General features: G+C 72.3%; 25 protein-coding genes. 9 read left to right on the top strand and 16 right to left on the bottom strand.

The genetic code is table 11. The features are described from left to right. Positions 1-77: 77 nt before the first annotated feature. The 3 genes from DWB77_RS12950 to DWB77_RS12940 form a co-directional block, all read right to left on the bottom strand. Positions 78-1,268 (bottom strand): HAMP domain-containing sensor histidine kinase, encoded by a 1,191-nt coding sequence (locus tag DWB77_RS12950; protein WP_246033516.1) that lies wholly within the window; start codon positions 1,266-1,268, stop codon positions 78-80. Next, positions 1,265-2,002 (bottom strand): response regulator transcription factor, encoded by a 738-nt coding sequence (locus DWB77_RS12945; protein ID WP_120721417.1) that lies wholly within the window; start codon positions 2,000-2,002, stop codon positions 1,265-1,267. Before DWB77_RS12945 ends, DWB77_RS12950 begins: the two co-directional genes overlap by 4 nt. Before the next feature lie 91 nt (positions 2,003-2,093). Then, the gene (locus tag DWB77_RS12940; RefSeq protein ID WP_120727716.1) at positions 2,094-2,762 is read right to left on the bottom strand and encodes a spermidine synthase; all 669 of its coding nucleotides are present in this window, start codon (positions 2,760-2,762) and stop codon (positions 2,094-2,096) included. 513 nt (positions 2,763-3,275) lie between these two features. Between DWB77_RS12940 and DWB77_RS12935 the strand changes: the two genes are divergently transcribed. Further along, positions 3,276-3,974 carry a rhomboid-like protein gene (locus tag DWB77_RS12935; protein ID WP_120721416.1) on the top strand — a complete coding sequence of 233 codons (699 nt, stop codon included), beginning with the start codon at positions 3,276-3,278 and terminating at the stop codon, positions 3,972-3,974. A 22-nt stretch (positions 3,975-3,996) separates the two neighbouring features. Here the strand turns inward: DWB77_RS12935 and DWB77_RS12930 are convergent, their stop codons facing one another. Then, the gene (locus DWB77_RS12930) at positions 3,997-4,692 is read right to left on the bottom strand and encodes a GNAT family N-acetyltransferase (protein ID WP_120721415.1); all 696 of its coding nucleotides are present in this window, start codon (positions 4,690-4,692) and stop codon (positions 3,997-3,999) included. Positions 4,693-4,940: 248 nt separating this feature from the next. On the opposite strand from DWB77_RS12930, the gene lon reads away from it, so the two are divergent. Beyond that, entirely contained in the window at positions 4,941-7,355 is a 2,415-nt protein-coding gene (lon, locus tag DWB77_RS12925) for an endopeptidase La (protein WP_120721414.1), read from the top strand. Positions 7,356-7,397: 42 nt separating this feature from the next. Here lon and DWB77_RS12920 read toward each other — a convergent pair whose 3' ends face one another. Both DWB77_RS12920 and DWB77_RS12915 read right to left on the bottom strand, forming a co-directional pair. Next, the gene (locus DWB77_RS12920) at positions 7,398-8,201 is read right to left on the bottom strand and encodes a trypsin-like serine peptidase (protein WP_246033515.1); all 804 of its coding nucleotides are present in this window, start codon (positions 8,199-8,201) and stop codon (positions 7,398-7,400) included. 126 nt (positions 8,202-8,327) lie between these two features. Continuing rightward, positions 8,328-9,152: a lysozyme gene (locus tag DWB77_RS12915; RefSeq protein ID WP_120721413.1), complete on the bottom strand. Its 825-nt coding sequence runs from the start codon at positions 9,150-9,152 to the stop codon at positions 8,328-8,330. Positions 9,153-9,436: 284 nt separating this feature from the next. Here DWB77_RS12915 and DWB77_RS12910 point away from each other — a divergent pair, with 284 nt between their 5' ends. Next, complete coding sequence (locus DWB77_RS12910) at positions 9,437-9,889, top strand: MarR family winged helix-turn-helix transcriptional regulator (RefSeq protein WP_120721412.1); 453 nt, start codon at positions 9,437-9,439, stop codon at positions 9,887-9,889. Positions 9,890-9,921: 32 nt separating this feature from the next. Here the strand turns inward: DWB77_RS12910 and DWB77_RS12905 are convergent, their stop codons facing one another. Further along, the gene (locus DWB77_RS12905; RefSeq protein ID WP_120727712.1) at positions 9,922-10,707 is read right to left on the bottom strand and encodes a hypothetical protein; all 786 of its coding nucleotides are present in this window, start codon (positions 10,705-10,707) and stop codon (positions 9,922-9,924) included. A gap of 336 nt (positions 10,708-11,043) precedes the next feature. Between DWB77_RS12905 and DWB77_RS12900 the strand changes: the two genes are divergently transcribed. The 5 genes from DWB77_RS12900 to DWB77_RS12880 are packed head-to-tail and all read left to right on the top strand — an operon-like array spanning position 11,044 to position 16,571. Continuing rightward, positions 11,044-13,737, top strand: a complete 2,694-nt coding sequence (locus tag DWB77_RS12900) for a sensor histidine kinase (protein ID WP_246033514.1) — start codon at positions 11,044-11,046, stop codon at positions 13,735-13,737. After that, positions 13,734-14,249 (top strand): roadblock/LC7 domain-containing protein, encoded by a 516-nt coding sequence (locus DWB77_RS12895; RefSeq protein ID WP_120721410.1) that lies wholly within the window; start codon positions 13,734-13,736, stop codon positions 14,247-14,249. Before DWB77_RS12900 ends, DWB77_RS12895 begins: the two co-directional genes overlap by 4 nt. Beyond that, complete coding sequence (locus DWB77_RS12890; RefSeq protein WP_120721409.1) at positions 14,246-14,653, top strand: DUF742 domain-containing protein; 408 nt, start codon at positions 14,246-14,248, stop codon at positions 14,651-14,653. Before DWB77_RS12895 ends, DWB77_RS12890 begins: the two co-directional genes overlap by 4 nt. Beyond that, complete coding sequence (locus tag DWB77_RS12885) at positions 14,634-15,251, top strand: GTP-binding protein (RefSeq protein WP_120721408.1); 618 nt, start codon at positions 14,634-14,636, stop codon at positions 15,249-15,251. Before DWB77_RS12890 ends, DWB77_RS12885 begins: the two co-directional genes overlap by 20 nt. A 48-nt stretch (positions 15,252-15,299) precedes the next feature. Next, a complete protein-coding gene (locus tag DWB77_RS12880; protein ID WP_120721407.1) occupies positions 15,300-16,571 on the top strand; it encodes a styrene monooxygenase/indole monooxygenase family protein in 1,272 nt (423 codons plus the stop codon). On the opposite strand, the gene DWB77_RS12875 is transcribed toward DWB77_RS12880, so the two are convergent. From DWB77_RS12875 to DWB77_RS12860, 4 genes are all read right to left on the bottom strand, one after another. Beyond that, positions 16,568-17,731, bottom strand: a complete 1,164-nt coding sequence (locus DWB77_RS12875) for a C40 family peptidase (RefSeq protein WP_120721406.1) — start codon at positions 17,729-17,731, stop codon at positions 16,568-16,570. The genes DWB77_RS12880 and DWB77_RS12875 overlap by 4 nt on opposite strands. Before the next feature lie 102 nt (positions 17,732-17,833). Further along, complete coding sequence (locus DWB77_RS12870; RefSeq protein ID WP_120721405.1) at positions 17,834-18,133, bottom strand: hypothetical protein; 300 nt, start codon at positions 18,131-18,133, stop codon at positions 17,834-17,836. A gap of 10 nt (positions 18,134-18,143) precedes the next feature. Continuing rightward, entirely contained in the window at positions 18,144-18,869 is a 726-nt protein-coding gene (locus tag DWB77_RS12865; protein ID WP_120721404.1) for a TetR/AcrR family transcriptional regulator, read from the bottom strand. 119 nt (positions 18,870-18,988) lie between these two features. Continuing rightward, a complete protein-coding gene (locus tag DWB77_RS12860; RefSeq protein ID WP_120721403.1) occupies positions 18,989-19,918 on the bottom strand; it encodes an AurF N-oxygenase family protein in 930 nt (309 codons plus the stop codon). 190 nt (positions 19,919-20,108) lie between these two features. On the opposite strand from DWB77_RS12860, the gene DWB77_RS12855 reads away from it, so the two are divergent. After that, positions 20,109-21,215, top strand: a complete 1,107-nt coding sequence (locus DWB77_RS12855) for a ferritin-like domain-containing protein (RefSeq protein ID WP_120721402.1) — start codon at positions 20,109-20,111, stop codon at positions 21,213-21,215. A gap of 123 nt (positions 21,216-21,338) precedes the next feature. On the opposite strand, the gene DWB77_RS12850 is transcribed toward DWB77_RS12855, so the two are convergent. The 5 genes from DWB77_RS12850 to DWB77_RS12830 all read right to left on the bottom strand — a co-directional run bounded on the left by DWB77_RS12850 (position 21,339) and on the right by DWB77_RS12830 (position 26,935). Beyond that, positions 21,339-22,802, bottom strand: a complete 1,464-nt coding sequence (locus DWB77_RS12850; RefSeq protein WP_120721401.1) for a penicillin-binding transpeptidase domain-containing protein — start codon at positions 22,800-22,802, stop codon at positions 21,339-21,341. Next, positions 22,799-24,190 (bottom strand): FtsW/RodA/SpoVE family cell cycle protein, encoded by a 1,392-nt coding sequence (locus tag DWB77_RS12845; protein ID WP_120721400.1) that lies wholly within the window; start codon positions 24,188-24,190, stop codon positions 22,799-22,801. Before DWB77_RS12845 ends, DWB77_RS12850 begins: the two co-directional genes overlap by 4 nt. A 212-nt stretch (positions 24,191-24,402) precedes the next feature. Further along, positions 24,403-24,744, bottom strand: coding sequence for an SH3 domain-containing protein (locus tag DWB77_RS12840; protein ID WP_120721399.1), 342 nt, complete (start codon positions 24,742-24,744; stop codon positions 24,403-24,405). 101 nt (positions 24,745-24,845) lie between these two features. Next, complete coding sequence (locus tag DWB77_RS12835; RefSeq protein WP_120721398.1) at positions 24,846-26,165, bottom strand: sensor histidine kinase; 1,320 nt, start codon at positions 26,163-26,165, stop codon at positions 24,846-24,848. Next, positions 26,162-26,935, bottom strand: a complete 774-nt coding sequence (locus DWB77_RS12830) for a hypothetical protein (protein ID WP_246033852.1) — start codon at positions 26,933-26,935, stop codon at positions 26,162-26,164. The genes DWB77_RS12835 and DWB77_RS12830 overlap by 4 nt, the downstream gene beginning before the upstream one ends. Between the last annotated feature and the right edge of the window lie 61 nt (positions 26,936-26,996).

Here is a 26,996-nt window from a genome sequence, read left to right as displayed (position 1 = left end):
CCCTCTGGCCCGTACCCCTGAACGACCGCTTCCACCGAAGACCACGCAGAACGGCCGCTTCCGGTTCGAACTTTACGTCAACTTTGCTGGCGGGGAATCCCCGGGAGGGTGACCTGGATCCGGCAGCCGCGGGCGGATTCAGCCACTCCGATCCGGCCACCGTGCAGATCCACCGCCCAGCGCGCGATGGCCAGGCCGAGCCCGGTGCCACCGTCGCTGCCCGGGCCGTGCGGGGAGGGCGCGGTGCCGCGGTTGAACCGCTCGAACACCCGGTGCCACTCCGACTGCGGGATGCCCGGCCCCTCGTCCAGGACCTCCAGGTCCAGCGACTCGGGCTGCGGGCCGCGCCTCGCCCGTACGGTGACGCGGCCGTGCGGCGGGGAGTGCTTGACGGCGTTGTCGATGAGGTTCGCCACGACCTGGTGCAGCCGCTCCGCGTCCGCGTGCGCGGTCAGCTCCGGCGGCGACACGTCCAGGTGCAGATGGACGTCGGTCCGCTGGTGGTTGCCCGAACCGGAGGAGAGCCCCCGCTGCGCGGCCGCCAGGTTGGCCTCCTTCAGGACGCCCGACAGATACGGCCACACCTCGAAGCGCTGGGCGCGCAGGGTCACGACGCCGTTGTCGAGGCGGGACAGGTCCAGGAGCGTTTCCACGAGCCGGCCCAGGCGCTCGGTCTGCTTGAGGGCCGTACGCATCGTCTCGGGGTCGGCGGCTGAGACGCCGTCCACGACGTTCTCCAGGACCGCCCGCAGCGCCGCGATGGGCGTGCGCAGCTCGTGCGAGACATTCGCCACGAGTTCCTTGCGGTGGCGGTCCACGGCCTCCAGGTCGTCGGCCATGCGGTTGATGGTGCCCGCCAGGTCGCCCAGCTCGTCCCTGCGGTCGGCGCCGCGCACCCGGCGGGTGTAGTCGCCGTGCGAGATGGCGCGGGCCACGGTGTTCATCTCGTCCAGCGGGGCGGTGAGCCCGTGCGCCACGAACTGGGTGATCAGCAGGGTCGCTATCACCGAGAAGACCGTGATGAAGCGGAGCTCGGTGCGGGTCTGGAGGGCGACCATGAGCAGCCCTGTGGTGATGAACACGGAGACCACGACGAGCGTGCCGAGCTTGGTCTTGATCGATATCGAGACCGACCGCAGCCCGGCCGCTATCCGGCCGCGCAGCCCCCGGGTGGCCCGGGCCCAGTCGCCGCGGCGGCCCGGTTCGTCCCAGCCGGGCCGCTCACCGCTGCCGCGCAGCTGCCGGGCCCGGTCTCCGGCCCGGCTCATGGCGCCGGGGTCTCCAGCGCGTATCCCACGCCGTGGACCGTGCGGATGCGCTCCGCGCCGATCTTGCGGCGCAGCGCCTTGATGTGGCTGTCCACGGTGCGGGTGCCCGAGGCGTCGGCCCAGTCCCACACCTCGGCGAGGAGCTGTTCGCGCGAGAGCACGGCGCGCGGCGTGTTCGCCAGGCAGCTCAGCAGGTCGAACTCGGTCGGCGTCAGGTGGACGTCCTCGCCGCGCACCCGGACCCGGCGCTGCGCGTGGTCGATCTCCAGCTCGCCGAGGCGGAGTATGCCCGTGCGCGGCGTGGTGGCGGCCAGCGCGGCCCGCTCCACCCGGCGCAGCAGGACGTGCACCCGGGCCGCGAGCTCGCGCATCGAGAACGGCTTGGTCATGTAGTCGTCGGCGCCGACGCCGAGGCCGACCAGCATGTCGGTCTCGTCGTCGCGGGCCGTCAGCATGAGGACCGGCACGGGCCTGCGGGCCTGGACCCGGCGGCAGACCTCCAGGCCGTCGAAGCCCGGCAGCATGATGTCGAGGACCATCAGGTCCGGCTGCCAGGCCTCGGCCGTGTCGACGGCAGCGGGGCCGTCGAGAGCCGTCTGCACCTGGAAGCCCTCGGCCCGCAGGCGCGCCGCGATGGCATCCACGATCGTCGTGTCGTCCTCGACGACCAGCACCCTGCGCTGGGCGCCGGGGGTCGCCGCGACGCCGTTGTGGCCGGTGTGTGTCTGCTCCATCGGTCTGCCCCGCCCTGACTGTGCTCGCCCGGGGATCAGTGGGGTGATCCCCTGTGTCGCTCAGAGACTAGAGCCACTTTCCGTATCTCGGCTACGCAGGGCGAACGCCGAGATGGACCACGTCAGGGACGCCCCGGGCAACTCGGATCTCTTCGGTATGTACCCCGGTGAATCCGGCATTCCGCAGGGCCTGCTCGAAGGCGGGGGAGGGCTGCGCCGACCAGACGGCCAGCACCCCGCCGGGCCTCAACCGCCGTGCGCAGTGGGCGAGTCCGGCCGGTGAGTACAGTCCGCCGTTGCCCTCGGTGACGGTCCATTCGGGCCCGTTGTCGATGTCGAGGCAGAGCGCGTCGTAGGTCTCTTGGGCGGTACGTACGTAATCGACCAGATCGGCCTGGATGATCCGGGTGCGGGAATCGGACAGGGCCGGGCCCGAAATGGCGCCAAGTGGACCCGTGCCGTGCCAGTCGATGATGGCCTGTTCCCTCTCCACCACGGCGATTTGGCCCCAGCGCGGGTCCTGCGCCGCGTGGACGAGGGAGAAGCCGACGCCCAGTCCGCCGATGAGGAGGGAGGGCCGGGTGGTGCCCGGCGAAAGTGTGGCGTACGCCGCATCGACGAGCAGGCGTTCCGAGCGGCCGTCCGAAGTGTCCATGAGGAAGCACCCGTTGGCGATGATCTCGTAGTGCGCGCCGCGCTGCCGCAGCACGACTTCCCCGTGCGGCCCCTGCCGCCGGTCGAGGGTGGCGATGTCGTTCATGACCGTGAGGATGCCGTCTCCGGCGGCGCCACGCACGCGAGTTGTGGGTGCGGGTCGTTCGGTCGCGGGAGCAGGGCGCCCCTGACGCGCGGAGCGGCTCAAAGGTTGTCCCGTGTGGCGCACGTCATAGACGGGGGCGGAGTCGATCACGGAAGGTGAGCCGTTGTAGGGCACGTAAGCGAGAACGGAACACGGCCGAAGAACGCGGGCGTGGCTTGATTCGGGGAGCGCCCGCGCTGCCCGGGGAAGGGGCCTCTCCCGGTGCACCCGCTCGAAACCCACCCGCCCGCGGGTCCCGCCCCCACCCCGCCCCTCGACGTGATCCCGCCCCGGCGCCCGGGGGTGATCCCGTCGGACGGCCCCGCCCCCGGGGCGCCACAGCCCGGGCGCCCGGGGCCGGCCCCGACGGGCGGCTCCGCACCCGGGGCGCCGCCCGGGCCCGGCGCGCCGGACGCTCTCGGTTCCGCCCCGCCGGCCGGCCCGGACTCCGGCCCCGCGAGGGCGCCGGCGCCCGTGCCGGTGAGCGTCCCCGGGGGCGCCGCGGCCGCGCCGGCCCTGCTGCCCGAGAGCGTTCCCGGCGTACGGGCCGCGCTGCTCGGCGCCGGACGGCTGCTGCCCTCGCCGCGCTCCACGCCGTTCGCCTTCGGCTATGTGGTGCTGCTCCTGGCCACCTCGCTCTACGGCGAGTACGGCGATCCGGAGACCGTCAGCGCCCTGCTGCGCGGGTCGAGCACCGATGTGGCCCACCTGTCGACGACACCGGTCCTGACGATCTTCGCGAGCGCGCTGTGGATAGCCGGGGGGATGGCCTCCCCGTACGCGCTGGTCTTCCTCTTCGTCTTGGCCGCCCTGGAGCGCCGCATCGGCGGCTGGCGCACGGCCGGGGTCTTTCTGCTCGGGCACGTGGTGGCCACCCTGGCGACCGAGGGCCCGGTCGCCCTTTCGGTGCTCGCCGGGCACCTGCCCGAGAGCTCCCTGCACCGCCTGGACTACGGCATCAGCTTCGGCCTGATGGCCACGGTCGGCGCCCTGGCCGGGCTGCTCACCCCGTTTCTGCGCTGGACGGCCCTGGCCGTGGTGGGCGTCCTGCTGGTCCAGGATCTCCTCGACATGGCGGAACCGCTGGCGGCCTGGGGCCACCCCGTCGCCCTCCTGGTGGGCGTGGCCTGCTGGCCGGCGGCACGGCGCGTACGCGTCACGCCGTACCCCTGATCCGCCCGGGGCTCGCCCGCCCTCAGCCCTCGGACGGCTTGAAGTACAGGCTCGCCATGGGCGAGCGCGTCACCCAGCCGAGGGCGGTGTACAGGGCCCGGCCCTCGGGGGTGCCGACGAGGATGCCGGTGGTGGCGCCCGCCTCGTACGCGGTGTTCTGGAGGGTGCGCATCACCAGGCTGCCCAGGCCCCGGCGCCGGTGGTCGGGGGAGGTCTCGATCTGGTCGGCGACGGCGTGGGTGCCGGTCGGGGCGATCTGGCCGCGGGCCGCGAAGTGGCCCTCGGTGGTGCGGACCAGGACCCGGGTGGTGCCGCCGCGCGTCCACGAGGTGAGGGTGTAGCCGGCGGGGACCTCGGGCCGCTCGGCGCCGAGCGGGAGCGTCATCAGGAAGCCGGGCTTGTCGAAGTGCCAGCCCGGGCCGGTCCAGGGCCGCACGGCGTCGTCCTCGGCGAACAGCTTCAGCCAGGTGCCCGGCGCGGTCGTGGCCGCCACCAGCGCGCGGACGTCGTCCTCGGCGGGTTCGGGCAGGACGTGGCGCGAGACGTGCTGGGCGGTGCCGGCGTCGATGGTCCAGCCCCACGGGCGGTCCATCGGGTCGGACGTTCCGCGCGACACGATCCAGCCGTCGATCCAAGCGCGCACGAGCGCGCGGGTCGTGGTCGCGCCCGCCCGGTCCTCGGGGCTGGTGGTGGTGTCCGCTGTCGTCGTCGCCGTCATGGCCGCCCCCGCTTGGCAATAGATGCTGAGTAATGGGTGAAATCCCATAGGGAACCTTACAAGCGTCTGGGCGTCCTGTCTCGGCCTCCGGGACCGCTCGGGGTCGCGGAGGCGGGGTGCCGGCCATGCGCCGCTGGTCACCGGGGGTGTTTCGAGTGATCGCTCAGAGCGAACAGGGTCGAGGGAACATTCCTCGACTCACATGCATTGAGTCGGCATAGCTCAACTTGACTGCCGAAGGGGAGATCATGGCTACCGAGTCCACGGCGAACACACCGACCGCCCTGCCCGTGCTGCCGCTCGACGACGAGGTCGTGCTGCCCGGCATGGTGGTTCCGCTGGACCTGTCCGATGCCGAGGTGCGCGCCGCCGTCGAGGCGGCTCAGGCCGCTGCCGGGGCCGATGCGGGCAAGCCGCAGGTGCTGCTCGTGCCGCGGATCGACGGAACGTATGCCGGGACCGGTGTGCTGGGGACCGTCGAGCAGGTGGGACGGCTCTCCGACGGTGACCCGGGCGCCCTCATCCGGGGCCGCCGCCGGGTGCGGATCGGGGCCGGGACCACCGGCCCCGGAGCGGCCCTGTGGGTGCGGGGCACCCAGGTCGAGGAGGCGCTGCCCGAGCCGCTGCCGGGCCAGGTGACCGAACTGGTCAAGGAGTACAAGGCGCTCGCCACCGACTGGCTGAAGAAGCGCGGTGCCTGGCAGGTCGTCGACCGCGTCCAGCAGATCGAGGGCGTCTCCGCGCTCGCCGACAACGCCGGATACTCGCCGTTCCTCACCACCGCCCAGAAGGTCGAGCTGCTGGAGGCCAGTGACCCGGTGGCCCGGCTCAAGCTCGCCACCGAGCAGCTCCGCGAGCACCTCGCCGAGCAGGACGTCGCCGAGGCCATCGCCAAGGACGTCCAGGAGGGCGTGGACAAGCAGCAGCGCGAGTTCCTGCTGCGCCGCCAGCTCGACGCCGTGCGCAAGGAGCTGCGCGAGCTCAACGGGGAGGGCGGCGAGGAGGACGAGAGCGACGACTACCGCGCCCGCGTCGAAGCCGCCGACCTGCCCGAGAAGGTCCGCGAGGCCGCCCTCAAGGAGGTCGACAAGCTGGAGCGCGCCAGCGACCAGTCGCCCGAGGGCTCCTGGATCCGCACCTGGCTGGACACCGTCCTTGAACTCCCCTGGAACGAGACGACCGAGGACGTGTACGACATCCGGGGCGCGCGTGCCGTCCTGGACGCCGAGCACGCGGGCCTGGCCGACGTGAAGGACCGCATCACCGAGTACCTCGCCGTGCGCAAGCGGCGTGCCGAGCGCGGGCTCGGGGTCGTCGGCGGCCGCCGGGGCGGCGCCGTGCTCGCCCTGGTGGGGCCGCCCGGCGTCGGCAAGACCTCGCTCGGCGAGTCCGTGGCGCACGCCATGGGCCGCAAGTTCGTGCGCGTCGCCCTCGGCGGCGTACGCGACGAGGCCGAGATCCGCGGACACCGCCGCACCTACGTCGGCGCCCTGCCCGGCCGGATCGTACGGGCCATCAAGGAGGCCGGGTCGATGAACCCGGTCGTGCTGCTCGACGAGATCGACAAGGTGGGCTCCGACTTCCGGGGCGACCCGGCCGCCGCCCTGCTCGAAGTCCTCGACCCCGCGCAGAACCACACCTTCCGCGACCACTACCTGGAGGTCGAGCTCGACCTCAGCGACGTGGTCTTCCTGGCCACCGCCAACGTCCTGGAAGCCATCCCCGAGGCGCTGCTCGACCGCATGGAACTGGTCAGGCTGGACGGCTACACCGAGGACGAGAAGGTCGTCATCGCCCGGGACCACCTGCTGCCGCGCCAGCTGGAGCGGGCCGGACTCGAAACCGGTGAGGTCGTCCTCGAAGACGCCTCGCTGCGCAAGCTCGCGGGCGAGTACACCCGGGAAGCGGGCGTACGGAACCTGGAGCGCTCCATCGCCCGGCTGCTGCGCAAGGTGGCCGCCGAGCACGAACTGAAGCAGCGCGAGCTGCCGTTCACCATCACGCCGGACGATCTGCGGGCCCTGATCGGGCGCCCGCACCACGTGCCCGAGTCCGCCCAGGACCCGGCCGAGCGGCGCACCGCGGTGCCGGGCGTGGCCACCGGCCTCGCCGTCACCGGGGCCGGCGGGGACGTGCTGTTCGTCGAGGCCTCGCTCGCCGACCCGGAGACGGGTGCGGCGGGCCTGACCCTCACCGGTCAGCTCGGCGACGTGATGAAGGAGTCGGCCCGGATCGCGCTGAGCTTCCTGCGCTCGCACGGGGCCGAACTGGAGCTTCCCGTAGGGGACTTGAAGGACCGGGGTGTGCACGTCCACTTCCCGGCGGGCGCGGTCCCCAAGGACGGTCCGAGCGCCGGCGTCACCCTGGTCACCGCGCTGTCCTCGCTCCTGTCCGGGCGCCTGGTCCGCACCGACGTGGCGATGACCGGTGAGGTGTCGCTGACCGGGCGGGTGCTGCCGATCGGCGGCCTCAAGCAGAAGCTGCTCGCCGCGCACCGGGCCGGGATCACCACCGTCGTGATCCCGAAGCGCAACGAGGCGGACCTGGACGACGTCCCGGCGGAGGTCCTCAAGACGCTGGAGGTCCACCCCGTGACCGACGTCCGCCAGGTCCTGGAGATCGCCCTCGCCCCGGCGGAGGTGGCGGTGGCTGCGGCCGCCTGAGGGACCCGGCTGGGCCCGAATGGCCCGATCGGGCGCCCGGCGCTAGGCCCGAGTGGCCCGCTCGTACACCGAGCGGGCCTTCGCGTCGAAGAGGGCGGCCGTCGACTCGACGTCGGTGTCGCCGCCGCTCAGCACGCCGACGATCCGGCCGAGCCGGTCCGGCCCCCGGTAGTCCACCAGCCAGGGGCTGCCGCTGGTGCCGACCCAGAAGCCCGCGCACTCCATCCGCAGCATCGCGGCCTCGTCGGGGTCGCGATGGACGTCGGCGGTGCACATGACCGGCCGGTTCCCGGGGTTGTGGTCCTCGTCGGGATAGCCGACGACGGTCACCCGCTGGTCGGGGCCCGCGCTCCACTCGGGCGCCGAGGAGCCGACCACGCTCTGCACGCTGCGGCCCCGGGCGTCCGGTTCCACCGTGAGGAAGGCGTAGTCCGCCCCGTCCTCGTGGTCGGTGGTCCACCGCTCGTCGACCTGGACCGCCCGCACCTTCCACTTCCCGTACGGGAACGTTCCCTTGCCGGCCCCGGAGAAGCCGGGCGCGAACTCCAGCGAGTCCAGCGGAAGGCCGGTCGCGCAGTGCGCGGCGGTGGCGACGACATTGCCGCGCGGGCTGTTCACGACGCTGGCCGTGCAGTTGTGGTCGTCGCCGTTGACCAGCACGCCGACCGACGCCACCTTCCCGGCCGGCACCGCGCTGCTCCGGGTCCCGGGGGGCGGCGCGCCCTCGTCGCCCGGTGTCCCCTCGGCCTGCGGCGAGGACGCCGCCGACCAGCCGCAGCCCGCGCCGCCGGACGTGACGACCATGATCAGGGCAACCGCCCGGCACACCGCTCCCAACCTGCGCATGGCCCCATCCTTACGCATGGCCCGGGCGCCAGGGGGTCATGTGTGCGAGGGGTGTTCCGTACGGGGGACGCGCGAGGGCCCCCGGCGACGCGGAGCCGGGGGCCCCTGGGACGGCGTCCGGGCCGGTCAGCCGTTGGCGAGCGCCTGGAGCCGGTCGTACGCCCCGTTGAACCGGGAGTGGTCGCCGACCGTCGGGCCGGACGAGGTGTACTGCCACATCGTCTGGTAGTCCCAGCCGGCCGGAAGGGTGCCCGGGTCGGTGTTGTAGCGGGCGATCCACAGCGGGTTGGAGCCGCCGAACGCGGCCGAGTTGCCGGTGCACTGGGTCCACCAGCTGGTGGCGGTGTAGATCACCGCGTCGCGGCCGGTGCGGGCCCGGTACTGGTTGAGGAAGTCGTGGATCCAGCTGACCATCCCGGCCGCCGACTTGCCGTAGCAGGCCGCGCCGTACGGGTTCCACTCGATGTCGAGCGCGCCGGGCAGGGTCCGTCCGTCGCGCGACCAGCCGCCGCCGTGGTCCACGAAGTAGTTGGCCTGGGAGGCGCCGCTCGCGGTGTCCGGGGTGGCGAAGTGGTAGGCGCCCCGGATCATGCCGACGTCGTACGAGCCGTTGTACTGCTGGGCGAAGGAGGGGTTGGTGTAGTAGGTGCCCTCGGTGGCCTTGACGTAGGCCCACTTCACGCCGCTGTTCCACAGCGTGGACCAGGCGACGTTGCCGTTGTGGCTGCTGGTGTCGACGCCCTCCGTCTGCACCGTGCGGGTGTCACGGGGCAGCGGGCCCACCCCGTCGTGCCGCGCGACGCCCATACCCAGGCTCGCGGAGCCGCGCTCCGGGGTGTCGGCGGCCCCCGAGGTGCCGGTGGAACCGAGGACGAGGGCGAGGGAGGAGAGGAGGATCCCGGCCGCGGCGAGGGGGCCGCGGCGGGCCGTTCCGGATCTGTGCACGGGCATTGCGTGCCTCCGAAAGGCTCGGTGGAGCTGGGGATTTGACGGCCTGGGTCGACATGACGACGTATCGCTGTGGACATGTCAGAGATGACGCTACGCACGTAGACCTGTGGCGCGAAAGAGGCTTCAGGTTATGCCGATGGTTCAGACCTTTGGTGGGGGCGACACGCTGCGAGAACGGCGTGGCCTGACGGAAACTTTCAGCCGTGGCCGGTCCCGGCGCCATCCGGGATGCCGCCGTCGCCGGTCCGCTGGGAAATACTGTGCCGTCACGACACACCTAGGGCATGGGAGCCGATGTGCACGGTTCGGACCAGGAGTTCCTCGCGCTCGAACGCGAGCTGGCCGTCTTTCTTCGGCGGGCCAGGGCCTCGTCCGGCGAGATGGCCCGCGAGGTCCACCCCGATCTCGAACCGGCGGCGTACGGACTGCTGGTACGCCTCGACGAGGTCGGGCCGCAGCGGGCGACCGAACTCGCCGGGTACTTCGGCGTGGGCAAGGCGACGATGAGCCGTCAGCTGCACGCCCTGGAGGACCTCGGCCTGGTGGCCCGCGAGCCCGACCCGGCGGACGGCCGCGCCTTCCTGGTGCGCATCACCGAGGAGGGCACCGCGAGGTTCGGCCGGGTCCGCGACGCCCGCCGCGAACGCTATGTGCGCAAGCTGGCCAACTGGGACCGCCGGGAAATCTCCGAACTGGCCCGGCTGCTGCACCAGCTGAACGCGGCCGCGGAGAGCTAGCCCCGCCCCCGCCGCCCACGGGGGTGGGGGAGTCACACCTCCACCCACACCGCCGTCGCGTCGTCGTGCCGCTTGCTCCCGCCGAGGAACACCCGCTCCTCGTCGGCCGCCTCCAACTCCCGCACCCGCTCGACCAGCCCCTCCACCCCCGCCTTGCGCACCAGCGCCAGACAGTCCTGCCACGAGCCCTCGCGGAACTTCTCCACCCAGCGCGACGCCCCGTCCGTCAGGGCGAGCACCGAGCGCACCCGTGCGAGGGGCTCGCGGCCGGTCACGGCGAGGGCGGCGACCGAGGGGTCCGCCGCCGCGGTGAAGAACCCGCCCTCCTTGTTGCGGACGAGCGAGTCGGCCACCGCGTCGCTGACCAGGCAGGCGCGCGGCACCCGGTCGAGCCGGTCGTCCAGGACCGCCCGCACCGTGCCGTCGGCCGCTTCCAGGAGCAGCGCCGAGTCCGACAGGACGAGGTACTCCAGCTCGGCCGCGTCCCACCGGGCGAGCACCACCGTTGCCTGGGGTGTCCGCGGGTGAGAAAGGTCACAGGTGTCCCGATGGGCGTCGGCGGTGCGCCGGATGGCTTCGGCGAGGATCTCGCCGAGCGTCAGGTCCCGTCGCGAAGCCGACAGTTCGGTCAGCGCGCCGCCGAGCCGCGCCGTGTACCAGGGCACGTCGTGCACACAGTCGCCGTTGCCGGGCAGCGGCGTCACCCCGTCGAGCACGACGAGCAGTCCGCCCAGGCCCGAGGCGGGCAGTGCGGTGGCCGCCCAGTCCTCATTGGGGCGGGCGGGGTCTCCGGGCGCGGTGGTCAGCTGGATGCGCATGTCCGCCAGTCTGCACGAGGCCTCCACGGCGCCTTCATCGCGACGGCGGCCGCGGCGGACGCCCCGTCAAGGGGCGGACCGCGGTGCCCCCATCGCATGATCCCGGGGGAATACGTCACTCCGCCGAGCTGTGGGCGGGCATCCTGCCAAAGCCCGCGCGGAAGTTCCAACCGACCCTTCACCGGAGCGGGGCCGGACATTCCGGGGGAGTTGATGGTCAACTCCGAAGTGATGTTCACTCGTTCAGGTGGCCGAGCAGTGACTACTCGTCATGACCAGTCGTCACCTTGGCTTCCTTGGTGGACTGGCAAACACGAGTGAAGATTGAGAGCACCGGTGCAGAACAAGCGGCCTCGGGGCAACGACGACACACGCGCACAGCGCACCGTACGGGTGCGGAGCCGTCTGGTCGTCTCCGTCGCCGTTGTCTCCCTCACCGTGCTCGGAGCCGGTGCGCCCACCCTGTTCGCGGCCTCCGCGGACCTCACGGACTCCCAGCACCTGGTCACCCTCGCCCAGCTCGACCAGCAGGCGATCAGCCTCGCCCACGCCCTGGGTGACGAACGGGACGGCGTGACGCGCTACGTCGCGTCGGGCCGGCCCGCCGGCAAGGACGCGGCCCTCAAGGAGCCCGCCGCCCGGGTCGACCGCAAGATCGACGAGCTGCGCGCCACCGCCCCCGCCGGCCTCGCGCGCGACCTCGCCACCGTGCCCGCCCTGCGCCGCACCGCGCTCACCGGCAAGGGCACCGCCCTGGAGGCGCAGAAGGCGTACTCCGACGTGATCGCCACGCTGCTCGCCGTCGCCGACGAGCTCGCCGACCGCACGCCCCCGCGCGCCGCCGAGGCGGTCCGGGCGCCGGGCGCGCTGGGTCGCGCCGCCGAGCAGGCCTCGGCCACCCGCGGGCTGCTGCTCGGCGCGCTCTCGGTGCCGGCGGGCCAGACCTCCCGGGTCTTTGACCCCCTCACCGGCAAGTACGTACAGAAGGAGAAGGACGACGGCGACGCGGGCCGGGCGCGGGACGCGCTGAGCACCGCCGCCCAACAGGCGCACGTGCGGGAACAGGCCGCGCTCGCCGACTTCGACCAGGCCGCCGGGGCCGACGCCCGCGACAAGGTGGCCACCACCGTCACCGGCCCCGAGGTCGAGGCCGCCGACGGCTTCCTCACCCGCCTCACCGACCAGCCCCAACTCAGCGCGGCCGAGCGCAAGTCCGACCCGGACGCGGTGGACGCCGCCCTCTCCGCCCGGATCGACCGCATGCGGGGTGCCGAGGCGGCACTCGCCACGGCCGAGGTCAAGCGGTTCGAGCAGCTGCGCGACGACGACGTGAGCGCCCTGGAGATCCGGGTCGGCCTCATCGGCGCGCTGCTGCTGCTCGCCATCGGCGTCAGCGCCGCCACCGCCCGCAGCCTGACCCGGCCGCTCGCCGTGCTGCGGCGCGGCTCGGCCCGGCTCGCCGAGGCCCCCGAGAGCGCGGAGCCGGTGCGCTTCACCGGCCGCAACGACGAGTTCGCCCGGGTCGTACGGTCCCTCAACGAGCTGCACGAGAAGTTCGGCGAGCGCCACGCGCGGGCCGCCGAGCTCGACGCGGACCTCGCCAAGCAGCGCGGCCGCCTCGCCCGCCTCGCCGCCGAGAAGGACGAACTGCGGTCCCGGGTGCGGGAGTTGACCGACGAGCTCGAACGCGCCCACGGCACCGTCAAGCACGCCTTCGTCAATCTGGGGCTGCGCAGCCTCGGCCTGATCGAGCGCCAGCTCTCCGTGATCGAGGGCCTCGAGGAGCGCGAACAGGACCCGGACCAGCTCGGGGTGTTGTTCAAGCTCGACCACCTGGCCACCGTGATCCGGCGCCACGGCGAGAACCTGCTGGTCCTGGCCGGCACCGAGCACCACCACAACCACCCGGGACCGGTCCCGCTCGTCGACGTCATGCGGGCCGCGGTCAGCGAGATCGAGCGGTACGAGCGCGTCGTCATCCAGGCCCTGCCGCCACACGCCCAGGTCGCCGGATTCGCCGCCGACGACCTGAGCCACCTCGTCGCCGAGCTCCTGGAGAACGCCACCTCCTTCTCGCCTCCCGAGGCCCAAGTGCAGCTCTCCGGCTGGCAGTTGGAGGGCGGCGACATCATGCTCTCGGTCCAGGACGAGGGCATCGGCGTGCCGCCCGAGCGGCGTGCCGAGCTGAACCGTCGCCTGGCCGACCCCTCGTCGTACGAACCGGGTGAGCCCGGCACCGACTCCGGCGGTCTCGGGCTGCACGTCTCGGCGCTGCTCGCGCACCGGCACGGGGTGCGGATCGAGCTGCGGGAGCAGAAGCAGGGCGGCGTCGCGGCGGTCGTGGTGCTGCCCCAGGCGATCCTGCCCGCCGCCCCGCCGGAGGCGATGCCGCACCTGATGACGGCCCCGGACGACGCCCCGCGCTTCACGCTGCCAGGCGCGCTCGCCGAGGCCAACTCCAATGTGCTGCCGGAGCGTACGGAACGCTCGGGCGAGATGGCCAGGCCGGCCCCGCCGGAACCGACCGAGGCCGCCGAACCGGCCGAAGCCGGCACCCAGGCCGAGCCGGCCGAGCCGGCCGAGCCGACCGAGCCCGCCACCCCGGCCGAGCCCGCCGCGCCCCGCCTCGACGAGCCGACCTTCGAGATGCGGCTCCCCGGCCCCCGGACCCCGGCCCCGGCCCCCGGCCACGACGACGCGGCACCGGAACCCACGCCCGCCGCGGGGCCCACGCCGGAACCCGAACCCGAACCCGAACCCGCCCCGGAACCCACGCCCGCCCCCGAACCCGCACCGCGGCTGACGGACAAGGGCCTTCCCAAGCGCACCCCCAAGGTCGTCCAGGCGGGCTCCGCCGCGGCGCGGGAGCGCAAGGGCGGCACCGATGCCGCCGAGGCCCTGCGCCGCAGGCTCGGCGGTTTCCAGCAGGGCGCGATCGAGGGCCGCCGCGATGTGGCGGCGGAACTGGAAGACAGCCACCAGCAGGCAGACACGGACACGGGGGAGACAGTCGAGGAGGTACGCAGATGAGTGCGACCGGCACCGGTATCGGCAGGCCCGGCAGCACGACGTCCGGCACCGGCACGATCACAGGGAGCACCGAGGCCCGCAATCTGCGGTGGCTGCTCGGCAACCTGGTCGAGGAGGTGCCGGGGATCCACTCCGTCGCCGTCGTCTCCTCGGACGGACTGCTGCTGCTCTCGTCCGACCCCGAGCAGCGCCAGACCCCCGTCGCCCAGCAGGGCCCGCGCGGTTCCAGCGCCGACCTCGCCACCATCGTCTCCGGCATCGGCAGCCTCACGGTCGGGGCCGCCCGGCTCATGGACGGCGGCGGCGTCAAGCAGACGATGGTCGCGATGGAGGAGGGCAGCGTCTTCGTCATGTCCATCAGCGACGGCTCGCTGCTGGGTGTGCACGCCACACCGGACTGCGACATGAGCGTGGTGGCCTACCACATGGCGCTCTTCGTGGGCCGCGCCGGACACGTCCTGACCCCCGAAGTCCGCAGCGAGCTGCGCCAGTCGATGGAGGCCGCCCAGTGACCCCGCCCGCCGAGAAGTCCGCGCGGCTCCCGATACGCGGCGCCGACAAGAAGCCCGCCCGCGTCCGCCCGTACTCGCTGACCGGTGGCCGCACCCGGTTCGGCCATGTGCTGCTCGTCGAGACGTTCGTCGCGGCCATCGAGGCGCCGCCGGAGCGCAAGGAGCTCGGCGGCCGCACCCACCGGGTCATGCCGGAGATGCTGGCCATCGTGGAGATCTGCCGCGCGATGCGCACGGTCGCGGAGATATCGGCGCTGCTCAAGATGCCGCTCGGCGTGGTGCGCGTGCTGCTCAGCGACCTCGCCGACCAGGGAAGAATCCGTGTGTACGGGACCGGGCACAGCCCCGGTCAGCCGAACCGCGCACTGCTCGAAAGGGTGCTCAGTGGACTCCGCCGCCTCTGAACTTCTCGTCCCCGACGAGGAGTTGCTCCCCTGGCAGCAGGACCGCAGCAAGGCCCCCATCGCGACCAAGGTCGTGGTCGCGGGCGGCTTCGGCGTGGGCAAGACCACCTTCGTATCGGCGGTCTCCGAGATCACCCCGCTCCAGACCGAGGCGGTGATGACCCAGGCCAGCGAGGCCACCGACGACCTGTCGGCGACCCCGGACAAGGTGACCACCACCGTCGCCATGGACTTCGGCCGCATCACCCTCGACGACGACCTCGTCCTGTACGTGTTCGGCACGCCCGGGCAGCAGCGGTTCTGGTTCATGTGGGACGACATCGTGCGCGGGGCGATCGGCGCGATCGTGCTCGCCGACACCCGGCGCCTGTCGGACTGCTTCCCCGCGCTCGACTACTTCGAGAGCTGCGGGCTTCCGTACATCGTGGCCGTCAACCACTTCGAGGGCACCGAGTCCTTCGAGCCCGAGGACGTGCGCGAGGCGCTCACGGTGGCGCCGCACATCCCGGTGGTGATCATGGACGCGCGCGACCGGGCCTCGGTGATCGAGTCCCTGCTGGGCCTGGTGGCCCACGCGCTCGAAGCCTGCCCCGAATAGACCCCGCCCCCCACGGTTCGCTACGCACATAACGGAGAACGGTCCCGCATGCGGAGAATACTCATCGTCGGAGCCGGCCAGTCCGGCCTCCAGCTTGCCCTCGGCCTCCAGGCGCAGGGGTACGAGGTCACCCTGATGTCGAACCGCACGGCGGACGAGATCCGGTCCGGCCGGGTCATGTCCACGCAGTGCATGTTCCACACCGCGCTCCAGCACGAGCGCGACCTCGGGCTGAACTTCTGGGAGTCCCAGGCCCCGCGCATCGAGGGCGTCGGCGTCTCGGTCGCCGCCCCCGACGCCACCCGCGCCATCGACTGGGTGGGCAAGCTCAAGGGGTACGCGCAGTCCGTGGACCAGCGGGTCAAGATGGCCGGCTGGATGGAGACCTTCGCCCAGCGCGGCGGCCAGTTGGTCATCCACGGCGCGGCCGTCTCCGACCTCGACTTCTTCGCCCGCACCTACGACCTGGTCCTGGTCTCCGCGGGCAAGGGCGAGCTCGTCTCGATGTTCGGCCGGGACGCCTCGCGCTCCCCGTACACGGAGCCGCAGCGCGCGCTCGCGGTCTCCTATGTGCACGGGCTCGGCCCGCGCCCGGAACACCCCGAGTTCGACGCGGTGCGCTGCAACCTGGTGCCCGGCGTGGGCGAGCTGTTCGTGATGCCGACCCTGACCACCTCGGGCCGCGCGGACATCCTGTTCTGGGAGGGCGTGCCCGGCGGGCCGCTGGATGTCTTCAACGGCGTGACGGACCCCGCCGAGCACCTGTCGCTCACCCTGGAACTCATGGAGAAGTTCCTGCCGTGGGAGTACGCCCGGGCCACCAAGGTCGAACTGACCGACGGCGGCGGCACGTTGGCGGGCCGCTACGCGCCGACCGTCCGCAACCCGATCGGCCGGCTGCCCGGCGGCGGCCTGGTCCTCGGCGTCGCCGACGTCGTCGTGGCGAACGACCCGATCACCGGCCAGGGCTCCAACTCGGCGTCCAAGTGCGCCGCTTCGTACCTCTCCTCGATCGTCGAGCACGGCGAGAAGGAGTTCGACGAGGCGTGGATGCGGTCCGCCTTCGACCGTTACTGGGACACCGCGCAGCACGTCACGAAGTGGACCAACGCCATGCTCGGGGTGCCCCCGGAGCACGTCCTGAACCTGATCGGCGCGGCCGGTCAGCTCCAGCCGGCCGCGGACCGCTTCGCCAACGGCTTCGACGACCCGGCCGACTTCGAGAACTTCTTCTACGAGCCGGAGAAGACCGCCGCCTACCTCGCCGAGGTCGCGGGCGCCCAGGCCCAGGCCCAGACCCAGACCCAGACCCAGGCCTAGGCGGGCCCGGACTCGGCCGAGTACCCCGTGTCCACCCCCTGCGCCGCTCCCTCGGGGAGCTTCGGGGGGTGGTACGAGGACAGCGCGTCCGCCGCCGGGTCCGGCCGGACCGCGCCGAGCAGCGGATTGGCGGCGATCGGGGACACCTTGACGTGGCTGCCGGGGCGCGGCGCCTGCACCACCAGGCCGTCGCCCAGATACATCGCCACATGGGTGGCGGTCGGGAAGTAGATCACCAGGTCGCCGGGGCGCAGCGAGGTCAGCGGGACGCGGGGCAGCTCGGCCCACTGCTCCTGGCTGGTGCGCGGGATCGCGCGGCCCGCGTGCGCCCACGCCTGCGAGGTGAGCCCCGAGCAGTCGTAGGACTCCGGCCCCTCCGCGCCCCACACATACGGCTTGCCGATCTGCTCGACGGCGTAGGTCAGCGCCCGGTCGCCCGCCGCGGAGGGGGCCCGCGTTCCGCTCAGGGCGCCCGAGGCGAGCAGGCTCTCCTGGGCTTTCTCGGTCCCCTGCGCCTCGAGCCGGGTGAGCTCGGCGAGCTGCTCGGGCGAGAGGTCGGCCAGCAGCTTCTCGACCTCCTTGAGGCGGAGTTCGACGTCGTCCTTGGCCTGGCGCTGTCGCCGCGCGAGCGCCTGTTGCTCGTCGAGGGCCTGGCGCGACGCCCGGGCGAGGTCGGCGGCCCGCTGCTCGCCGTGGGTCAGCCGGTCCACCGCGGCCTGCCGTTCACCGGCCGCGCGGTCCAGGACATGGCGCTGGTCGAGCGCGCTCTGCGGGTCCCGGGCCAGCAACAGACGCAGATACGTGGAGAGTTCGCTGCGCCCCTGGTACTGCTCGCGGGCGAGCCGGCCCGCTTCGCCGCGACTGTGCGCGAGCGCGGAACGGGCGGTGGCCAGCGAGGCGGCGAGCTTCTTGTCCTCCTCCTCGCGGCGCTTCAACTCGACATCGGTGGCGTTGTACGCCTCCGTCGCCTCCTCCGTCTGCCGGAACAGCGTCTGGAGCTGGGTCAGCAGGGCCGAGGCCGAGGCCTCGGGTCCCGCGGGCAGCACGGTGGAGGACTCGCCGGGCGGCTGGGGCGCCGCCACCGCGAGCGGGCCCACCGCGGCCGTCGCCAGGGCCGCCGCGACGGCCATCGCGCACACCGAGCGCACGCGAGCTGACATGTGCTCACCTCCGGTTGCGGAGCCGGTCCTTCCGGCCCCCACCGGATCGTGGCACGCGTCCCGGTCGCCATCGTGCTGGGAGAAGTGAACGGGGTATTCGGCTCACTCGTGCGGCGGCACACCGGTGCGGGGGCTTGCGCCGCCGCCCTTCTTCGTCCATGGCCAGCGGCGCGGCTCGCGGCCCTCGGGCACATAGGTGTACTTCCAGCCGCGCGGCAGTCCGAGCCGTTTGGTGTGGGAGGCAGGCTCCAGGCGGTAGGCGTACACCGTCGCCGGGCCGCCCTCGGCATCGGGCACGGGCACCTCGTACCACTGCGGCGGTTTGCCGGTCGGGCCGGTCAGTACCGGCAGGACGCGCCCGTCGAGGGGGCCGCCCACAAAGAGGGTGTTCTCGCTTCGCACCCCCCAAGTCTCACAGCAGGTGGCCCGCCCCGCTCACGACGGGTATCACCCGGCGGGCCAGCACCCCGGCCGCGCCCTCGGCCGACTCGTGGGCGAGCGCGCCGCGCACCGCGGCCGCGGTCTGCTCGTCGGTGGCGGCCGTGACGGTGAGCAGCGCCACCAGATGGTCCACCAGCCAGTCGCGCAGCTCGGCCAGCGGGGGCTGCTTGTCCTCGTCGAGCCAGATCAGGGACGCCGCCTCGACGGCCGCGATCCAGGTGCGCACCATCATCCGCAGCCGGGGGCCGGGCTCCGCCACCTCCAGATGGACCAGGATCTGCTCGGCCGCGGCCCGCCGCACCTCGTCCACGATCGCCGTCGTGCGGGACGTCTCGGCCATGCTGCCGCCCTGGAGCAGCGCCGAGAACCCGGCGTCGTGCTCGTCGACGAACGTGAGGTAGCGGTCCAGGACCCTGGTGAGCCGCTGGGTGAGCGGACCGCTCTGCGCCTCGGCGAAGCACAGCTCCAGCTCGTCGGCGGCCGACCGCAGCGCGGCCTCGTACAACTGCTGCTTGCCGCCCGGGAAGTAGCGGTAGACCAGCGGCCGCGAGACCCCCGCCGCCTCGGCCACGTCGTCGAGCGACACGTCCTCCGGCGCCCGGTGCGCGAAGAGCGACAGGGCCGCGCCGAGGAGCTGGGTGCGGCGCTCCTCGACGCTGAGCCTGCGGTACGCGGGGGTGGCGGCGGGTGAGGTCATGGGGGCAGCGTAATCCCCCTGAACGGCCTTTACGCCAGCAGTCCCGAGCTCTTCCACAGCCGCCGGCTGACCCCGTTCATGCTGCGTCCTATGTGCGGCTCCGCCGCGTGGCTATGTCGTCAGGCCAGCAGTCCCGAGCTCCTCCACAGCCGCCGGCTGACCCCGTTCATCACGCCTATGTCATCGAGGAATTCGGTGAGGCGGCTCGCCCCGCTCTGCATCACCTCGCGGCGGTGGCCGCTCGCCTTCACCTGGGCGACGGCCTCGCGCCGGTCGAGGCCGACGTTCTCGTACACCTGGGGGTTGACGAAGCAGGTGGCGAAGACGCGGGCCGCCTCACCGCAGCTCAGGCGCGTCAACTCCCGTTCCCAGCGCGGCGCGGAGACCATCTGCCGCCTCAACTCCTCGCGTGCGTACCGGACATGGCGGGCCTCCTCGACCACGTGGATGCGGGTGACGCCGCGCACGATGGTCTGGATGCGGTCGTCCGGGAAGGTCAGGCGCTGCATCCAGTCCAGGATCTCCTCGCCGAGCAGGGTGGCGGCGAACGACCCCGGGGTGGTGGAGACGGTCTTCAGGACGCGCGCGAGGTTGTGGTAGATCCGCGGCACCCGGTACGTCGGCGCCCCGCCCTTCTTGATCATGCGGGCGAACATCATCGAGTGCCGGCACTCGTCGGCTATCTCGGTGAGCGCGTAGCGGACGTGGTTGCTGGTGAGCGACTTGTCGTAGATGTGCCGTACGAGCAGCTGCATCAGGATGATCTCGAACCAGATCCCGAGTGAGGCGAGCGAGGCGGCCTCGTGGCGGGCGAGGTCCATGCGCTGGTCCTCGGACATCCGGCGCCACAGCGGGGTGTCGTACAGCGACAGGAGCTCCGGCGGCCAGAACCACTTCCCGTCCTCGACGGGGGCGTCCCAGTCCAGCTCCTTGTCGGGGTCGAAGGAGTGCTTGGCGGACGATTCGAGCAGCCGCTCGGCGACCTGCTCGCGGTCCCTGAGCAGGCCGAGTGCGTCGCGGAGCGCTTCGCGTTCGGTCACGGTTGTCATGGCGAGGGGCACCTCGTGGCTGGGTTACCTGGAGTCACTCGTTATGAGACTCCCCGTCAGCAAGCTCGTCAATCCCTTGTGCGCGACTTGTTGACCCCGCGTCTACCGGCGTGTGAACCTGCCAACTGCACAAGGGTGTGCAGGAGTTGAGTCGCCGGACGACGCCGTCCGCGAGGCGAAGGAGCCGCACGTGTCGACGCACGACCTCTATGTGAAGGCCCCGCAGGAACCCCACTGGCAGGTGCCGGCCTCCGGCTCCGCACGCTTCAGCTGGGAGTACGACGACGGGCGTGACCGGCTGCTCGCCCTCTACCAGAAGGGCAAGGACAAGCAGTGGGACGGCGCCAAGCGCATCGACTGGTCCCTGGAGGTCGACCCCCACGACCCGCTGGGCACCCCGGACGAGGCGATGACCCTCTACGGCACCCCGTACTGGGCCAAGATGACCGACCGGGACAAGGGCGAGCTGCGCCTGCACTACACCTCCTGGCAGTTCAGCCAGTTCCTGCACGGGGAGCAGGGCGCCATGGTGTGCGCCGCCCGCATCGTGGAGTCCGTGCCCGACCTGGACGCCAAGTTCTACTCGGCCACCCAGACCATGGACGAGGCCCGGCACGCCGAGATCTACGGCCGCTTCCTGCACGAGAAGCTCGGCATGCTCTACCCCGTCAACGACAACCTCCAGGCGCTGCTCGGCGACACCCTGCGCGACTCCCGCTGGGACATGCCCTACCTCGGCATGCAGGTCCTCATCGAGGGCCTGGCGCTCGCCGCCTTCGGCATGATCAGGGACACCACGGACAAGCCGCTGCCCAAGCAGATACTGGCGTACGTCATGCAGGACGAGGCCCGGCACGTGGCCTTCGGCCGCATGGCGCTGCGCGACTACTACCAGCAGCTCTCCGACGCGGAGTTGAAGGAGCGCGAGGAGTTCGTCATCGAGGGCTGCTATCTGATGCGCGACCGGCTGCGCGGGGTGGAGGTCCTGGAGAACTTCGGCATCCCGAAGAAGGAGGCCGAGCGGCTGAGCGAGGAGAGCGAGTTCCTCCACCTGTTCCGCAAACTGCTCTTCAGCCGCATCGTGCCCTGCGTCAAGGACATCGGCCTGTGGGGCGAGCGCCTTCAGAAGGCCTATCTGGACATGGGCGTCTTCGACCTCGGCGACTCCAACCTGGACCTTCTGATGTCCCAGGACGAGGAGATCGCCGAACAGCTCGACAAGGAGCGCTTCGCCGAGGAGGAGGCGGCGCGGGTGGCGGAGGTGGAAGGGGCGATCGAGGAGGGCGCGGCCTCCTGACGGCGGCGCCCACCGGGCGGCAGGCGTCGGGCCGCGTTCATGACGGCCCCGTAATTCACGGCGGCCCCGTATTCACGGCGGGCCCGTATTCACGGCGGGCCCGTATTCATGGCGGCCCCGCGTTCATGGCCGGGCCGCCAGCGCCGCCTCCATCACCGCCTTCGCGATCGGCGCCGCGTCGCCCCCGCCGCTGATGTCGCCCCGGTTCGCCGAGGCGTCCTCGACGACCACCGCGACCGCCACGGCCGGGCGGACCGCGCCGTCCGCCTGCGCCCAGGAGATGAACCAGGCGTACGGGCTGCCGATGTTGCCGACGCCGTTCTGTGCGGTACCGGTCTTGCCGCCGACCGTCGCCCCCGGGATCGCCGCGCTGGTGCCGGTGCCGGTCCGCACCACGTCGATCATCATCTGCCGCAGCCGCATCGCGGTCGCCGGGTTCATCGCCCGCTGGTAGGTCCGCGGCCGGGTGGTGGAGACGGTGGTGCCGCGCGAGGTCGTCGTCCGCTCCACCAGATAGGGGTACTTGAGGTCCCCGCCGTTGGCGACCGCGGCCGAGACCATCGCCATCTGGAGCGGGGTGGCCGTCGTGTCGAACTGGCCGATGGAGGAGAGCGCCAGCTGGTCGGGGCTCATCCTGGTGTCGAAGTTCGACTTGGCGACCCCGGACGGGACCCGCAGTTTCGTGTCGTTGAAGCCGAACTTCCGTACCGCCTCCAGCATGCGGGGCAGCCCCACCTTCACCCCGAGACCCGCCATCACCGTGTTGCAGGAGACGGTGACCGCGTACGTCAGTGACGCGTTGCCGCAGCCGCTCGCCTCGTTGGGGAGCGTGGTGCTCGTGTTCGGCAGCACATAGGGATCGGGCGTGTCGGTCGGCGCGTCCACGTCGGTGACCACCCCCGCGTCGAGCGCGGCCGCCGCCGTCACGATCTTGAAGGCGGAGCCGGGCGGATAGGTCCCCCGGATCGCCCGGTTGAGCATGGGCTGGTCGGCGTCCTTGGTCAGCCGCGACCAGGCGCTCTCCACCGCCCGGCCGGTCCCCGAGAGCACACCGGGTTCGTAGGAGGGGCTGCTGACCAGCGCCAGGATCCGGCCCGTCGCGGGTTCGAGCGCGGCGACCGCGCCCTTCTTGCCGCCGAGGCCCGCGTACGCGGCCTGCTGCATCGACGCGTTGACGGTGGTGACGGCCCGCCCCCCGGAGTGCCGCCCGCGCGTGAGGTCGTTCCACAGCGGGAACACCGACAGGAGCGAGGAGGTGCCCGACAGGACGGCGTCCTCCGCGTTCTCCACCAGCGTCGTGCCGTACGTCTGCGAGGCGTACCCCGTCACGGGCGCGTACAGCGGCCCGTTCTTGTACGTCCGCTCGTACCGCAACTGCTGGCCGCTGTCCCGGGATCCGGTGACGCTCTCGTTCCCGACCACGATGGCGCCGCGCGGCTGGTGGTAACGGGCAATGGCCAGGCGGCGGTTGGCGGGGTTGGCGTCGAGCGCGTCGGCCTGGAGGACCTGGACGCGGGCCGCGTTGACCAGGAGCGCCACGAGCAGTACGAGACAGAAGGCGGCGGCCCGCCGGATGTACCGGGTCACTTGACCGTCCCTTCCACCGGCGCCTCGGGCCGTGCGATGACACCCGTCTCGACCACGGGCAGCGGCCGGCGGGCCGAGTCGCTGATCCGGATGAGCAGCGCCACGATGATCCAGTTGGTGACCACCGACGAGCCGCCCTGCGCCAGGAACGGCATCGCCATGCCGGTGAGCGGGATCAGCCCCATCACACCGCCCGCGATCACGAACACCTGGAGCGCCAGGATCGAGGCGAGCCCGATGGCGAACAGCCGCCCGAAGGGGCTCGGCAGGCTGAGCCCGGCCCGATAGCCGCGGGCCACGAGCAGCGCGTAGAGCAGGAAGATCGCGGTCAGCCCGGACAGGCCGAGCTCCTCGCCGGCCGTGGCCAGGATGAAGTCGGACCTGGCGGCGAACCCGATCAGCACCGAGTGGCCGAGCCCGAGGCCCGTACCGAGGGTGCCGCCGGCCGCGAAGGCGAAGAGCGACTGGGCGAGCTGACTGGGGCCGAGGCCCGCCTCGATGGTGGCGTACGGGTTCAGCCAGTCGGTGACCCGGGCGTGCACATGCGGTTCGAACAGGGCGACCGCGGCCGCGCCGGCCGAGGCCAGCAGCAGGCCCACCGCGATCCATCCGATGCGCCCGGTCGCCACGTACAGCATGATCACGAAGAGGCCGAAGAAGAGCAGCGAGGTGCCGAGGTCGCGTTCGAGGACCAGGACGCCGACGCTCAGCAGCCAGACCGCCACGATCGGGCCGAGCACCCGCCCGGTGGGGAGTTGGAGCCGCCAGACGCGGCGGCCGGTGTACGCCAGCGCGTTGCGGTTGGCCGCGAGGTGGGCGGCGAAGAAGAGGGCGAGCAGGATCTTGGCGAACTCCGCGGGCTGGAAGGAGAGACCGGCCGCCCTGACCCAGATCTTGGCGCCGTTGACCGGCGGGAACAGGATCGGTACGAGCATGAGGACCAGGGCCGCCGCCATCGAGAGGTAGGCGTAGCGCTGGAGCACCCGGTGGTCGCGCAGGACCAGCACGACGACGAGGAACAGGCCCACCCCCAGCGTCGACCAGACCAGTTGGGCGGGGGCCGCCCGGCTGCCCGGCGTCGCGAGGTCCAGGCGGTAGATCAGCACCAGGCCGAGCCCGTTGAGCAGCACCGCGATCGGCAGCAGCAGCGGGTCGGCGTAGGGGGCGCGGAAGCGGACCACGAGATGGGTCAACAGCGCCAGCAGGCCGAGCCCGGCCGCGTACCGCGCGGCATCGGGCGGCAGGGTGCCGGTGCGGGCGAGGCCGACGGCCACATAGCCGAGCACCACGACCACGACGGCGCCGACGAGCAGGAAGAGTTCGACGCCCCGCCGCTTGGGGAGGCGGAGCTCGGGCGGGAAGGTGTCCGCCGCCGACGGTGCGGTCATGGCAGGCAACGTAGCAAGTCGGGCGCTTATGTCCGTGTATGTCGCGAGGCGCCGGGCGGAATCCATGACGGCCCGTCAAACCTGCTGGGGCGGGGCCAGTTCCGGGGGTGGGCGCCGACGCGGCCCCGGCGCCCCCGCACGCCGAGCCGCGGGCGGGCGGCGGCGCGGGGCGGCCGGGTTCGCGATCGCGAACCCGGCCCGTTGTCGGAGGTTCAGCACCAGCGCGGCACGGCCCCGATGTTGTCGATGTAGTAGGCCGAGCCCCACGCCCAGGTGCCGTCGGTGAGCAGATACCAGCGGTCGTTCCCGTTGACCCGGTCGCCGCCGGTCTTGCAGAAGATGTGCACGATCGAGCCGTACGGGGCCTTGCCGACGATCCTGCTGCTCCGGGTGGGCCGGTCGCGCAGGATCAGGCCGCCCTTGGCGGTGACCCGGCCCTTGTACTCCTGGTGCGCGGACTGATCGGCCGCGGCGGGGGAGGTGGTGGCGAGGACGGCCGCGGCGCCGGTGGCGACGCAGAGGGCGAGCGCGGCAAGGGGGGAACGCAGGAACATCGGGCCTCCTGGAACGGGGCGGGGCCGCGGGGTGAGCGACCCTCAGTTCGCCTGCCTCACACTAAATTCGCGCGTTGGGGACCGCAAAGCGTGACGAGGTATCACTCCCCGTTCGGAGCGCCTTCCCCGGCGGGCGATTCCAGGTCGACGTACTCGGGGAGTTCGAGCCGGGCCACCGCTCCGCCGTCCGGGGCGTTGCTGAAGGTCAGCTCCGCGCCGATCACGGCGGCCTGACCCACCGCGATGGTCAGCCCGAGCCCGTGGCCCTTGCTTCCGGCGTCGGTGCGAAAACGCTGCGGCCCGTGGTCGAGGAGATAGTCCGGATAGCCGGTGCCGTGGTCGCGAACGGTCACCACCGGGCCGTGCACGGTCAACTCGACGGGGGCCTTGCCGTGCCGGTGGGCATTGGCCACCAGATTGCCGACGACCCGCTCCAGACGGCGCTTGTCGGTCTCCACACAGGCATCGCGCACGACCGTCACGGTGGTGTCCGCCTCGGCCGTGCCCGACGCGACGGAGCCGCGCACCACCCGCTCCACCACCGGGGCCAGCTGCTGGAGGTCGAGGTCGACCGTCTCGCTGCCCGCGTCGAGGCGGGATATCTCCAGGAGGTCCTCGGTGAGCGAGCGCATCGCCCGCACCCGGTCCCGGACGAGTTCGGCGGGCCGGCCCTCCGGCAGCAGCTCGGCCGCCGCGTGCAGACCGGTCAGCGGGGTGCGCAGCTCGTGTGCCACGTCCGCGGTGAAACGCTGTTCGCTCAGGAGCTTGCCCTGGAGCGTGGAGGCCATCGTGTCCAGGGCGCCGGCCACCGTGGCCACCTCGTCCTGGTGGCGCGAGGGGTCCTTGGTGCGGGGGTCGTTGACGCGGGCGTCCAGGTCGCCCGCGTCGATCCGGCGGGCCACCGTCGCCGTCTGGTGCAGCCGCCGGGTGATCCGGGTGACCGCGAAGACGCCGACCAGCAGGGTCGCGCCGATGGCGAGGATGGACGAGCCGAGGATCGCCTTGTCCAGGCCGTTGATGGTGCGGGCGCTCTGGGTGTAGTCGATCTCGGCGGCCAGCGCCTTGCCGTCGGCCGGGCCCGCCGCCCACATGGTGGGGCGGCCGTTGTCGTCGTCGACCAGGGTGCCGCGCCTGCCGGAGACGGCGAGCGCGCGCAGCGAGGCGGGGAGCTGGGGCGGGTCGAGGCCCGAGCCCGGCGGGAGTTGTTCGCCCGCCTCGTACATCCGGGTGACGTCCATGAGCCGGTCGAGCGCCTTGTTGCGGGCCTCGCCCACCGTCTGCCGGGTCACCGACACATGCACCAGGACGCCGAGCAGGGCCGCGAGCGCGCAGCACATCACGGTGATGAACACCGCGGCCTTCCAGGTGAGGGTCGCGGTCCAGGCGGGCAGCGGCAGCCGGGGCGCCCGGGGGAGTCTCATGGTGCGTCCGCCGTGGGGGTGGCCGACTGGCTCGCCGCCGGCGGCTTCTTCTTCGGCGACGGCGGTATCTGCCCGGCGCCGGTCGGTGCGGGGTGCTTGCCACCCGGCTTGTTGCGGACGATCTCGTCCCGGGTGGGGAGCATCGCCTGCTGGTGGTCGTCCCAGGACCACGCGGTGCGGTACTCGTATCCCGACATGCCCGTCGCGACCGACCGCAGGATCACGTCGCGGCCGGCCAGGTCGACACTGATGATCTGGTCGACGGTGGACATGATGCGGATCAGACCGCCGTCCTTGGCCGGCATGTAACAGCGCACCGCGAGGTTCTGGTCCGGCATCCGGATGCCGAGGATCAGCTCGTCCCTGCCGTCCCCGGTCAGGTCCCGGTAGTACGGCTTGAGCACCGGGCAGCCGGCCGGTTTCTGCTTGCACATGGCGAGCTGGCGGACCGTTTCGTCGTACAGCCCGTCCTCACCGCTGTAGGTGTTCGGATGGGCCTTCACCTCGGCCTGCACCACGGCGACCGGGTTCAGCTTGTGGACGTCGCCGCCGGTCACCTTGATGCCGGGCACCTGCTCGGTGTCGGTCTCGCCGTAGTCGTTGGGCGTCGCGGTCGCCGGCGCGAGGCCCGGCCACAGATGGATGGGCCCGACGGCCGTCGGCGTCGCGCCCGAACTCTCCAGCTGTCCCGCCCCGCCGCAGCCGGACAGCGCCAGGGCACCCACTGCGGTCAGCAGGGGTGCCAGGAGGGCGGTGCGGCGCTGGCGGATCAAGGTGCTCCTGTCGTGCGGGAACCCCAGGCTATTTCACCGTCCGCCGCGGCTCAGCCGG

It is taken from the genome of Streptomyces hundungensis (genome assembly GCF_003627815.1).
Taxonomy (GTDB): Bacteria; Actinomycetota; Actinomycetes; order Streptomycetales; family Streptomycetaceae; genus Streptomyces; species Streptomyces hundungensis_A.
This window is presented reverse-complemented; position numbering and strand designations above follow the sequence as displayed.

Excerpts from the sequence above, each read along its gene's own strand:
- DWB77_RS12940 (WP_120727716.1), bottom strand. The coding sequence starts at position 2,762 with ATGAACGACATCGCCACCCTCGACCGGCGGCAGGGGCCGCACGGGGAA.
- DWB77_RS12875 (WP_120721406.1), bottom strand. The coding sequence starts at position 17,731 with ATGTCAGCTCGCGTGCGCTCGGTGTGCGCGATGGCCGTCGCGGCGGCC.
- lon (WP_120721414.1), top strand. The coding sequence starts at position 4,941 with ATGGCTACCGAGTCCACGGCGAACACACCGACCGCCCTGCCCGTGCTG.
- DWB77_RS12920 (WP_246033515.1), bottom strand. The coding sequence starts at position 8,201 with ATGCGCAGGTTGGGAGCGGTGTGCCGGGCGGTTGCCCTGATCATGGTC.
- DWB77_RS12860 (WP_120721403.1), bottom strand. The coding sequence starts at position 19,918 with ATGACAACCGTGACCGAACGCGAAGCGCTCCGCGACGCACTCGGCCTG.
- DWB77_RS12905 (WP_120727712.1), bottom strand. The coding sequence starts at position 10,707 with ATGCGCATCCAGCTGACCACCGCGCCCGGAGACCCCGCCCGCCCCAAT.
- DWB77_RS12845 (WP_120721400.1), bottom strand. The coding sequence starts at position 24,190 with ATGACCGCACCGTCGGCGGCGGACACCTTCCCGCCCGAGCTCCGCCTC.
- DWB77_RS12835 (WP_120721398.1), bottom strand. The coding sequence starts at position 26,165 with ATGAGACTCCCCCGGGCGCCCCGGCTGCCGCTGCCCGCCTGGACCGCG.
- DWB77_RS12945 (WP_120721417.1), bottom strand. The coding sequence starts at position 2,002 with ATGGAGCAGACACACACCGGCCACAACGGCGTCGCGGCGACCCCCGGC.
- DWB77_RS12915 (WP_120721413.1), bottom strand. The coding sequence starts at position 9,152 with ATGCCCGTGCACAGATCCGGAACGGCCCGCCGCGGCCCCCTCGCCGCG.
- DWB77_RS12840 (WP_120721399.1), bottom strand. The coding sequence starts at position 24,744 with ATGTTCCTGCGTTCCCCCCTTGCCGCGCTCGCCCTCTGCGTCGCCACC.
- DWB77_RS12910 (WP_120721412.1), top strand. The coding sequence starts at position 9,437 with ATGGGAGCCGATGTGCACGGTTCGGACCAGGAGTTCCTCGCGCTCGAA.
- DWB77_RS12880 (WP_120721407.1), top strand. The coding sequence starts at position 15,300 with ATGCGGAGAATACTCATCGTCGGAGCCGGCCAGTCCGGCCTCCAGCTT.
- DWB77_RS12930 (WP_120721415.1), bottom strand. The coding sequence starts at position 4,692 with ATGACGGCGACGACGACAGCGGACACCACCACCAGCCCCGAGGACCGG.
- DWB77_RS12865 (WP_120721404.1), bottom strand. The coding sequence starts at position 18,869 with ATGACCTCACCCGCCGCCACCCCCGCGTACCGCAGGCTCAGCGTCGAG.
- DWB77_RS12950 (WP_246033516.1), bottom strand. The coding sequence starts at position 1,268 with ATGAGCCGGGCCGGAGACCGGGCCCGGCAGCTGCGCGGCAGCGGTGAG.
- DWB77_RS12895 (WP_120721410.1), top strand. The coding sequence starts at position 13,734 with ATGAGTGCGACCGGCACCGGTATCGGCAGGCCCGGCAGCACGACGTCC.